Source organism: Lentzea sp. NPDC004782 (genome assembly GCF_040609115.1).
Lineage (GTDB): Bacteria > Actinomycetota > Actinomycetes > Mycobacteriales > Pseudonocardiaceae > Lentzea.
The window spans coordinates 51,195-60,958 of sequence record NZ_JBEXJN010000053.1 but is presented as its reverse complement, the minus strand read 5'-3'; the positions used below and the strand labels follow the sequence as shown (position 1 = coordinate 60,958).

The 9,764-nt window shown below is 66.5% G+C and carries 8 protein-coding genes and 1 pseudogene; 6 read left to right on the top strand and 3 right to left on the bottom strand.

The annotated features are described in order from the left end of the window. From ABZV40_RS36115 to ABZV40_RS36090, 6 genes and pseudogenes are all read left to right on the top strand, one after another. Positions 1-85: pseudogene (locus tag ABZV40_RS36115) on the top strand (IS5/IS1182 family transposase); the annotation flags it as partial. A gap of 606 nt (positions 86-691) precedes the next feature. Next, positions 692-2,200 (top strand): aromatic amino acid ammonia-lyase, encoded by a 1,509-nt coding sequence (locus ABZV40_RS36110; protein WP_355452238.1) that lies wholly within the window; start codon positions 692-694, stop codon positions 2,198-2,200. Continuing rightward, on the top strand, positions 2,197-3,261 hold the full coding sequence (locus ABZV40_RS36105; protein ID WP_355452235.1) for a ketoacyl-ACP synthase III family protein: 1,065 nt from the start codon (positions 2,197-2,199) through the stop codon (positions 3,259-3,261). The genes ABZV40_RS36110 and ABZV40_RS36105 overlap by 4 nt, the downstream gene beginning before the upstream one ends. Next, complete coding sequence (locus tag ABZV40_RS36100; protein ID WP_355452232.1) at positions 3,258-4,673, top strand: class I adenylate-forming enzyme family protein; 1,416 nt, start codon at positions 3,258-3,260, stop codon at positions 4,671-4,673. The genes ABZV40_RS36105 and ABZV40_RS36100 overlap by 4 nt, the downstream gene beginning before the upstream one ends. After that, positions 4,670-6,175, top strand: a complete 1,506-nt coding sequence (locus ABZV40_RS36095) for a cytochrome P450 (RefSeq protein WP_355452229.1) — start codon at positions 4,670-4,672, stop codon at positions 6,173-6,175. The genes ABZV40_RS36100 and ABZV40_RS36095 overlap by 4 nt, the downstream gene beginning before the upstream one ends. A 758-nt stretch (positions 6,176-6,933) precedes the next feature. Further along, entirely contained in the window at positions 6,934-7,224 is a 291-nt protein-coding gene (locus tag ABZV40_RS36090; RefSeq protein ID WP_355452226.1) for a hypothetical protein, read from the top strand. Between the two features lie 271 nt (positions 7,225-7,495). Here the strand turns inward: ABZV40_RS36090 and ABZV40_RS36085 are convergent, their stop codons facing one another. The 3 genes from ABZV40_RS36085 to ABZV40_RS36075 all read right to left on the bottom strand — a co-directional run bounded on the left by ABZV40_RS36085 (position 7,496) and on the right by ABZV40_RS36075 (position 9,583). Beyond that, a complete protein-coding gene (locus ABZV40_RS36085) occupies positions 7,496-8,284 on the bottom strand; it encodes a helix-turn-helix domain-containing protein (RefSeq protein ID WP_355452223.1) in 789 nt (262 codons plus the stop codon). Positions 8,285-8,513: 229 nt separating this feature from the next. Beyond that, complete coding sequence (locus ABZV40_RS36080; RefSeq protein WP_355452220.1) at positions 8,514-9,206, bottom strand: hypothetical protein; 693 nt, start codon at positions 9,204-9,206, stop codon at positions 8,514-8,516. A 176-nt stretch (positions 9,207-9,382) separates the two neighbouring features. Continuing rightward, positions 9,383-9,583 carry a hypothetical protein gene (locus ABZV40_RS36075; RefSeq protein ID WP_355452217.1) on the bottom strand — a complete coding sequence of 67 codons (201 nt, stop codon included), beginning with the start codon at positions 9,581-9,583 and terminating at the stop codon, positions 9,383-9,385. Positions 9,584-9,764 lie beyond the last annotated feature (181 nt).

The following is a 9,764-nucleotide window of genomic DNA, read 5'->3' as shown; positions in this document are numbered from 1 at the left end:
CAAACTCCGCTGCTGCCCCCGCCGCGCCGGCCGACTGGCCAAAGCCATCCACGTCCTACAGAACTACGAGATCACCGCAGGATGAAAAAGGCTCAGTGACGTTTTGGTATTTCGACAGCTTTGTTCACATCCGAAGAACGCAGCCGATTGCGGTAGCGGTGGTCGCCCAGCACGAGAACCGCACGGATGAGGCAGCGATCAAGGGCTGATCCCGTTGCGTGCACCGTGTGTACGGTCGGATCGATGCTTGACCGGAGGGCAGGGCTGCCCGGACCACCGCCGAGCCGCGGCACGACAACCAGCGGGGGTGACGCAGCGTACAACGACGACTACGCCGCCAGATTGAAGAAGGAAGCCTCCCTGGACCTCACGCTGGTGAACACTCCTCTCACGCCACCGCCCAAACGGAGTAATCACTAGACTCGGAAGAGTACGGAGAGTAACCGACGGTCGCGCTGCTCGCTCAAATTCGAACGACCGACTCCCACCGCAAGCGCCGACTCTCGTTCCAGCCGCTGGAACATCGCCTCCTGACTTTAGCTGCGTTGTTCTATGGTCCGGGACACAGAGGGGCGAGGCGCTGGGCTTCGTTCAGGTCTGCAGGGGTTCATCGCATCGGAGTTGAGCCTGCGCGCCCATTTTGCGGCGCTCAGGTCTCGTCAACCTGTGATTCAGTGGAGGCGGCAACGGTATGACTCTGGCGACTGAAATGCCGATTCTGGATTTGAAGGACGTCATCACACCGCGAATGCTTGAGGCGGCGGCTCGTCCGGTGGTGGTTGTGCGAGACGAGGAGATGTACCGACGCGTGGCTCAAAGCCACGCGTTCATGCGGAGTTCACTGTCGAGCGGGCAGGAGGTGTACGGGGCGACGACCGGGTTCGGTCCGCTGGTCACCTTCGGTGGGCGCGGCAGTGAGGAGGGACAGTGTGACAACGCGCTGCAGCACCTGACCGCGGGCCAGGGACCGGAGTTGGCACGTGAGGTCGTCCGGGCAGCGATGCTCGTCCGGACCTGGTCGCTGTCGCGGGGGTTGTCGGGACTGTCTCCGGCTGCGCTGGACATGCTCTGCGCGGCGCTGGAGACCGACTTCACACCTGTTGTGCCGTCTTTGGGCTCGGTGGGTGCCAGCGGAGATCTCATCCCGCTGGCACACATCGCGCAGAGCCTGCGCGGGGTGGGCGAGGCTGAGGTCGGTGGCGTGAGGATGGGCGCCGCGGAGGCGCTGGCGGCGGCAGGGCTGCGGCCGTTGGTGTTCAGCGGGCGGGACGGCCTGTCGATGGTGAACGGCACATCGGTCACCAGCGCCGCCGCCGGTCTCGCCGTGGCGTCGCTGAGGCGTTCTTTCGAAGCCGGTCTGCTGCTCACGGCGTTGATGGTTGATCTGCTGGGCGCGGAGCCGGCTTTCCTGATGCCGCAGCTGTTGCAGGCGTACGGCCATCCGGAGACCGTGATGGTGGGAGCTGTGTTGCGGGAGTGTCTCGAGGGGGTTCGGCCCAGCGGTGACCGGCCGTTGCAGGAGCCGTACAGCATCCGGTGCGTGCCCCAGCTGATGGGTGCGGCGCGATCGGCACTGGATTGGGCCGCGCTGGTGGTCGAGCGTGACCTCAACGGTGTCAGTGACAACCCTTTGTTCTTCCCTGGGGACGGCGCGGTCGGTCATGGCGGCAATTTCTTCGGCCAGCCGGTGGCGTTCGCGGCCGACATGCTCGCCATCACCGCGACGCAGATGGGCAACCTGGCGGAGCGACAGCTGGATCTGCTGGTGGATCCGGTGCGCAGCAGCGGGTTGCCGCCGATGCTCGCCTCCCAGCCGGGAGTGCAGCACGCGGTGCAGGGGGTGCAGATCGCGAGTACCGCGATCGTCGCGGCGATGCGCCGGTCGTGCGTGCCCGCCAGCATTCAGAGCCTGCCGACGAATCTGCACAACCAGGACGTGGTCCCGTTCGGGACCCAGGCCGCGCTGACCGCGCTGGAACAGGCGCGCAACCTCAGGCTGTTGCACGGCAGTCTGGCGGTCGCGCTGCGCCAGGCGGCACACCTGCGGCCGCAGGGCGCCCATGCTCCCCGGTGCGCGGAACTCCTTGCGGCGCTTGCGGAGCGGATCGCGCCGATTGACGAGGATCGGCCGTTGCACTCGGATGTCCGTGCCGCGGCTGATGTGCTCGATCGTTTCGTGGACGGGAAGGTGTCGCGGTGAAGGTAGGCGGAAAGATCGCGCTGAACTCGGTCGCACTGTGGGTTCCGGAAGGACGGGAGCAGATTCCGGAGTCCAGCTGCGGACCCGAACTCCCGGGGTACGGGCTGCCGGTGCTGCGTCTGACGGCGTTGCCGGTGGCGGAGATCGCACCACCGGAGATGGCGGTGCTGGCCGCGCAGTCCTGCCTGAAGCAGGCGAACGCCGACGCGGCGGACGTGAGCATGCTCATCCACGCGTTCACCTACCATCAGGGGCACGACGCCTGGCCCGCCGCGCACTACATCGCCGACCAGATCGGTGCGACGTCTGACACGGTTCCGTTGATGCTGCAGCAGTTCTGCAACGGTGGTCTGGCCGCTTTGGACATCGCGACGAAGTCGTTGCTGGCCGATCCCGACGCGGGCCCCGTCCTGATCACGACCGCAGACCGGTTCTGTCCGCCGGGCTGGCACCGCTGGGAGAAGGGCCGCCCTGGCGGATTCGGCGACGGAGCCACTGCGGCGCTGGTCACCCGTAGCGGCGGTGACCTCGACGTGATCACTCTGCTGTCGATCGCGCACGCGGCCGCACCCGAGTCGGAGCGGTCGTTCCGCGGCGACCGGGAGTTCACCCCCGCGCCGATGTGGAACAGGACTTCCATCGATTCCCCGAGCATAGCTAACATGGCCGAAGGCGGAGGCGCACCGGCTGGGACCACAGAGGCCCTCGAAGCCGTGATGGCGATGCGGCAGGGGCCGCGACGGTGCCTGGAGCAGGCACTCGCCGATGCGGGTCTCGACGTTGCGGATCCGCGCATTCGTCACGTCGTGCTGCCTCGCATCGACCAGGTGCTCATGGATGTCATGTACGGCGGTGTCTTCGACGACCTCGTACACGCCGAGATACTCGTTTTCGGTACTGAGACCGGACATCTGGGCCCTGGTGACGCCGTCGCGAACCTGATCGATCTCCGTGAAGGTGGCTACCTGCGCCCAGGGGAGATCGTCGTGCTCGTCACCGTCGGAGCGGGGTGGAGCTGGTCGACGGCGGTGTTCGAGGCCGGAAGCGGGTGGCCGCTGTGACCGAGCCGTTGATCGGGCGCGATTCCTGGTGGGGGCTGGACGCGATCGCCGCCGCACCCGCGAGTGCGGTGTGGGCCGAGGGCAGCGAGGCGATCACCTACGCGCGACTGCGTGAGGAGGTCGACGCGGTCCGGGTCCGCAGTCGGGCGGCTGGTGCCCGCAAGGGATGTACGGTCGCGTTGCGCGTCTCGCCGAGCTTCACCTTCCTGTGGTGGCTGTTCGGGTTGTGGGCAGACGGCATCCGGGTGCTGCTGCTCGATGCCCGCATGAAGGACGCCGAAGCCGACGCGGTCATGGAGCAGGTCGCGCCGCACTTCATCGTCACAGGTGAACCACCCACCGATCCCCTGACGGCGTTCCACGACCGGTACGAGGTGACGCTCGAACAACACGTTGCCGTCGGAACCGCAGAGGACGACGAACTCGCTCTGATCCAGTGCAGCTCCGGGTCCTCGGGGGTGCCCAAGATCGTCGGAAGGACGGCCGCGGCGTTGCTGGCGGACGTCGACCGAAACGTGGCCAACCCAGGCATGCCGAAGAGAGGTGAACGCGTCTATCTCCTCAGCCCGGCGACACATGCTTTCGGGCTGATGGCGGGCGTGCTCACCGCCCTGCGGGCCGGTGCGACGCTCGTCCTGCCCGACCGGCTGCACCCCGAGGACCTCGCTCTGCGCGCCTGTCTGGCCGACGTTGCCGCGATCTTGGGAGCGCCGGTGCACTTCGACCTGCTCGGCAGAGCGTCCGGTGACCACCGGCCGCCCTCGCTGCGGCTCGCCGTCTCCTGCGGTGACGCGCTCCCTCCCTCAGTGCGTGATCGTTTCGCGGAGAAGTACGGGGTAACGGTCGGTCAGGTGTACGGGATGACCGAGGTCGGAGTGATAGCCACCGACCTGACTGGTTCGTGTGCTCCTCCGGCAGTCGGAAGGACACTCCCCGGAGTGGAGGTCCGGATCGTGGATGGTGAGTTGTTCGTCCGCAGCGACCGCTGCCCGTACATCGGGCCGGACCAGGAGGGCCGGTACGCGGACGGATGGCTGCGCACGTTCGATCGCGCCGAGTTCGAGCCCGGTTCAGGTGCGTTGCGTGTGCTCGGACGTGCCGACTCGGTGCGCAACATCGGCGGGCTCAAGGTGGACCTCTCCGAGATCGAGCAGGTGCTGCGCGGACATCCCGAGGTGATCGACGCACTGGTGACCTGCGGCGCGCCGGAAGCCGCCGACGGGCCACAGGTTCCGATGATCGAGGCGTACATCGCCACCACCGGAACACCCACGCCTGAGGAACTGAGTGAGTGGTGTCATCGGCGGCTCAGCGACTTCAAGGTACCCAGGAGGTGGCACGTGGACACCGACATCCCTCGCAACGCGGCGGGAAAGGCGGACCGCCGCAACCTGACGAGGAGCACCGGATGAACAAGACCGATGTCCGGCAACTCGTACTGGATGTCTCGTACCTGAAGAGTGCGTTGTCCTCCGCCGACGACTCCCACCTCGACGCGGAGGAGTTGCACCTCGACTCCCTGACCCTGGTGTGGTTGATGATGACCATCGAGCGACGGATCGGCCGCCGTGTGTCCGTCACCCAGCCGGTCACGGTGGATTCGCTCCACCTGTCCATCGTCGGGGAGAACAGTGCTGCGGACTCACCGGCGAGCTCGGGTGTCGAGGTGCTCGACCGGCTCGTCGAAGTGGAGAATCTCAACGATCCCTCCGCGTACTACGAACACCTTCGCACCACATCACCGATCGCGCTCTACCCCGCCCGGCACCTGGACACGCTCTTCGGGGCTGAGTACTACTGCTTCGTCAGCCGCTACGCGGAAGCGCGGTACATCATGACCTCGCCGTTGTTCCGCGTACCGGATCTCGGCCCGCTCTTCCCCCAGGGCGACGATCCGAGGGTGAACAGGATGCACCAGTTGTTCGCCAACAACGTGCTGGCGCTCAACCCTCCACTGCAGACTGAACGCAGGAGGCTGCTGACCAGCCTGCTGTCCGCGGGTGCTGCCGAGCAGCTGCGTGAGATCACCGAACGGTTGTGCGAGGAAGCCGTTGCTTCGGTGGTCGGCAGGTTGCAGGCCGGCGACGAGGTCGACGTGCACGCGGCGCTGTCGGAGAAGGTGGCATTGGAGACGATCGCGACCTTCCTGGGCGTCTCCCCGGAGGACGCGGTCCGTCTCAAGCCGTTCGCGTCGGATCTCATCGACGCGTCCCACCCCGTCCGCGACAAGCGGACGATGGCTACCGCGGTGGAAGCGGTCGACGCGCTCCAACAGCACTTCTCCGGTCTGCTGGCCGAACGTGTACGTTCACCGCGGGACGACCTGGCGTCACGGCTGGGCGCCGCGGTCGTCGGCGACCAGGTCGACGAGAGGGACGTCGTCGACGTGCTCATGGGACTGTGGATCACCGGGTTCCTGTCCACCGCGGCCGGCATCGACACCGCCGTCGTCAACTGGGCGAGGGATCGGGCCCTGTTCGCCGCGGCCAACGAGTCGCCCGCAGGGCTGCGCGGCTACGTGAACGAGTCGCTGCGCCTGGACCCGCCTCTTCCGACGAGCGGTGCCATCCGGGAAGCCACCACCGACATCGAGCTCGGCGGTGTCACCCTCCCGCGCGGCACTCAGGTGATCATCCTCTTCGGAGCGGTGAACCGCGATCCCGAGGTGTTCGAACATCCGGAGAAGTTCCTGCCCCTGCGCAACAACTCCCAGGCCATGTCCTTCGGCGTTGGAGCGCACTACTGTGTCGGAGCGCAGTTGGCGAGGATGGAGATGTCCGCCGTCATGACCCAGCTGGACCGGCGGCTGCAGGCGCAGGTTGAGGTCACTGAAGCGGTCCGGCGGAAATGCCTCTTACCGCGTATGTACGACACGCTCAAAATTCGGATCAGCGGGACGGCAAGGCAGACGTGAACCAGAATGAGACGTGCCGAAGGCGGTGCGGTGCTGAGGATCCTTTCGGGCCGTTCGGCGTGTTCGTGTGAGTCGGCGGGGCTCCTGAGGCCGTGCGGACTGTCTGCTCATCGAGAACTGGTGTGGATGCCAGCCGCACGGACCCGCGTTGAGGGCCTCCGCGGTGTGGAAGCGCAATCATGGGGTTGCATTCACGAAGAACCGCGATCCGGCGATGACCGAGCCGTCACAGGAGTTCGTGTTCCCACTCGCTCCGCTCTCGTCGGAGGACGCCGTGGCTCTGCTCGAGTCCCTCACGGGTGCCGACGCCGTACATGCCGACCAGGAGGCCGCGCTTGGACTGGTGACGTTGTGCGGCAACCTGCCGCTCGCAGTGCGGATCATGGGCAGCCGGCTGGCGACGAGGCCGCGCTGGTCGTTGCTCCACGTCGTCAGCCGGTTGCACGACGAACGGGTCCGGCTGGACTTCCTGACCGCCGGTGATCGCCGGCTGCGCTCTGCTTTCGCAGGTGTCGTTGCGCCGCTTGTCGCCACGAGCCGCACTGGTGTTCCGCGGGCTCTCCGTGATTCCGGGAGATCATCTCGACGGTGTTCTCGCCTCGGTGGCCACCGGACTCCCGCTCGCGGAGTGGAAGTCCTGCTCGATGAGCTGGTCGAGGCGTCCCTGCTCACCTCGGCCGATCTCATCGGTCGCTTGCGGTTGCTCGAGCCGATCCGGCTTTCGCGCGTGAACGCCGGCCGAGGACGAAACGCAGGACGTGAGCGATCGGTTGCGCGACGAAACGCTGCGCCATCTGCTGGGCCATCCGCTGGGCGAGGCGTGGAACTGGCTGGAGCGGGAGCACGTCAACTGGTCGGCCTCGTCCGGTGCCGCGTCCGGACTTGGTTGGCACGCCGAGGTACTGGCACTCGCCAAGACCATGTGCCGGCGTGGGTCCGTCCGTGATGAGATCAAGAGCTGGAAGGAGGTGTACCGGCTCGGGGCCGCTGCGGCGCGCGAGCTCGGTGACCGAGTCGCCGAGACGGAGATGTTCGACCAGTTCAGGTGAGCGCAGCGCTGCACCAGAGTGCCTGACTCATGATGGTCTGAGCGGTCACCCGCCGAGGGGAAGCGGCGCTGGAATGAGCCAGGCCGTTGAAGAGGAATGTTGTCGCGTTCGCCGATCCTGGCGACGCCACCGCGGGAGTGCGTTGCCGGGCCCCAGAACTCGTGGAGGCAATCCGCCGTTGCGGACTGTCCGAGCCGTGCCGCAGCCAGCGAGGGACATGACCGAGAACGTCCTGGAATCGCTGGCCGCCGTGGCGAACGTTCTGAAACTATCAGCACGCCAGGGAGGAGCCGTACTGGTCGTTGTGTCGCCTGGCGCGATGGCTCCTGATCATCCGCACCAGTGAATAGCCGTTGAACCTGAGCGCCCGCTCCGCTGCCGCGTGGTCGAAACACCCGATGCGCCCGCTCACCGCCAGCACGGCCGGCCACTGCTGCCCGCTGGTGGAGTCGCGCATGGCCAGTGCGGCACTGGTCGTGCCGTGGCCGAGTTCGAGGCCGTGAGCGAAACCGGTGCTTCTGATCTCCGTCAGATCCGCCGCGGATGGCCTGCCGGGGATCGCGCCTCCGCTTTCGGGCTCGTACGCGTGCAACAGCTTGAGGACCGCCGAGGGCACCGGTGATCCGGGCACCGCATGGACACCTCGGTGGTTGTAGATCTGGTTGACGAGCGTGGGGCCGTTCCTCGTCAACAGCCAGGCGCTCGCGGTACCACCGGTGGCGATGTGCACTTCCACGAGGTATGGCGTCGACTCGGCGCGAAGCAGAGACGCCAGGGGGTTGCTCTCCAATGTGGACTTCGCCGCCATACGGTGGCCAGGACGGTATAGCCCGTCCTGGCGCAACAGCAGTCCGTGGGCGCACAGCCTCGCCAGCAGCCGGTGGGCGGTCGACTTGGGCAGGCCGGTACGGCGAGTCAGTTCGGTCAAGGACAAAGGGGCGTTGCTTGCCATCACGGATGTCAGCACGATCAGCGCCTTGTCGACAGCGCTGAGCACGACACCCTTCTCACGATCGGGCGCCTTCGCGACGCCTAGGCATTCTGCCGACTGAACGTCCATGGCTTAGAGGACTCTTCCTGATGAGCGGGTCTGCACGAGGGCGTTGGTTTTGGCGCGGAGTTCGCCTGCCGTAGCTCAGAAACGCATGGCAAAGCTACGGTTCGCGACCGTTCCGTATCGGAATCCTTGTCCAGACGGACATGCGCGCTGCACGTTCTGACATTCAGCCTGGTTGCGCGACGGCGAAATGAGAGCCGAACGTGGTTCGTTCCGCCCTGCAGACTCCTTCTCAAGCGTTGAGCTTGCTGCCTGGTGCGCCCGCGAATCCGGCAGCGGTGTCCTGCATCATGGTCACGATGTCGTCGGGTAGCGCGGCCCCCACCTCCGCGTATCCAGGCAGGTCGATCGGCCGTGCGGCGAGGTCGCACAGCACCGCCGCGACGCGGAGCAGCGCGTGTGTGCGGAACTCTTCCTGCGTTACTGTGGTTCTGTAGACGAGGAAGTACGAGTCGAACAGGCGCTCCTCATCGGCAGTGGCGCCACACCGTGCTCGCCCACCGGATTCCTTGAACAGCGAGCCGCCCTCGGGCACCAGGATCTGGCCGACCGCCATGTGCACCGCACGGTTGCGCCGGACCGCGGACTTCAGCGGGCTGTCGCGAGGGATCGGTAGTTGGCCGAGCAACCAGCGCACCCACGTGTGGTCCCTGGCCCACAGGCCGCTGAAACTCGGGTGCAGCGCGGCCATGTCCGGCCTGATCACGTTGCGGTACAGCGGTTCCCCGCAGCTGCCCGCGTACAGGACCGTCGAGGTGTACCGGTCATACCACCACGCCGACTCCTCGAGTCCTTCATCCGTGACGCCCGCAGTGACCATGCGGGCGAGCACCTCAGCCAGGCGCCGCCACACGCAGAACGCAACGTGATGGCCGAGCAGCCACCGGAAGCGCGCCCGGCTTGCCGGGTCGTCCAGTGTGGACACTGCAGCAGGATCCGGCGCGATCGTCAATCGCAGGAGGCCGACGTGTGTCTCTGTTGCATCGCTTCCTCCACAAGCGGATGCCGGCTCGGTGGCCAGGGGCCGCGCGGGCAGTGGCATCGGCAGGACATCTGTCGCCCGCCGGATCAACGCCGAGCTTGCATCGGCTTGGTCGCGCCTCACCCGAACTCCAGGTGCTCGGCGGCGAAGGACTCGATCCCAGCCGACACGACACCGGCGCAGAAAGGTCGCCGGTCGAGATCCCGGATGACACCGTGGATCTCGGCGGTGAACAGCCCGCTCACCTGATCGAGCAGCACCGCGTCCAGCCGGACGTCAATGCCGGTGTGTCTGTGCAGGTTGAGATCGTGCGTCGTCATCACGGCGACCTCCGGGATTCGTCGGTCAGAAAGCGTGCGGCGCATCCCCTCCAGGCGAGGCCTGTCCTTCATGGATGCCGCAAGGCTCATCGGTGGATGAGATTGTGGGTTTTGCCGCAGCCGCTGTCTCACTTGAGTCCCAGGCCATGGGACACATCGTCCTTTTGCTGGTTCGGGCAAT

What these genes read in the sequence shown, in the direction of transcription:
- ABZV40_RS36085 (WP_355452223.1), bottom strand. Translation starts at nt 8,284, where the DNA reads ATGGACGTTCAGTCGGCAGAATGCCTAGGCGTCGCGAAGGCGCCCGAT.
- ABZV40_RS36095 (WP_355452229.1), top strand. Translation starts at nt 4,670, where the DNA reads ATGAACAAGACCGATGTCCGGCAACTCGTACTGGATGTCTCGTACCTG.
- ABZV40_RS36075 (WP_355452217.1), bottom strand. Translation starts at nt 9,583, where the DNA reads ATGACGACGCACGATCTCAACCTGCACAGACACACCGGCATTGACGTC.
- ABZV40_RS36110 (WP_355452238.1), top strand. Translation starts at nt 692, where the DNA reads ATGACTCTGGCGACTGAAATGCCGATTCTGGATTTGAAGGACGTCATC.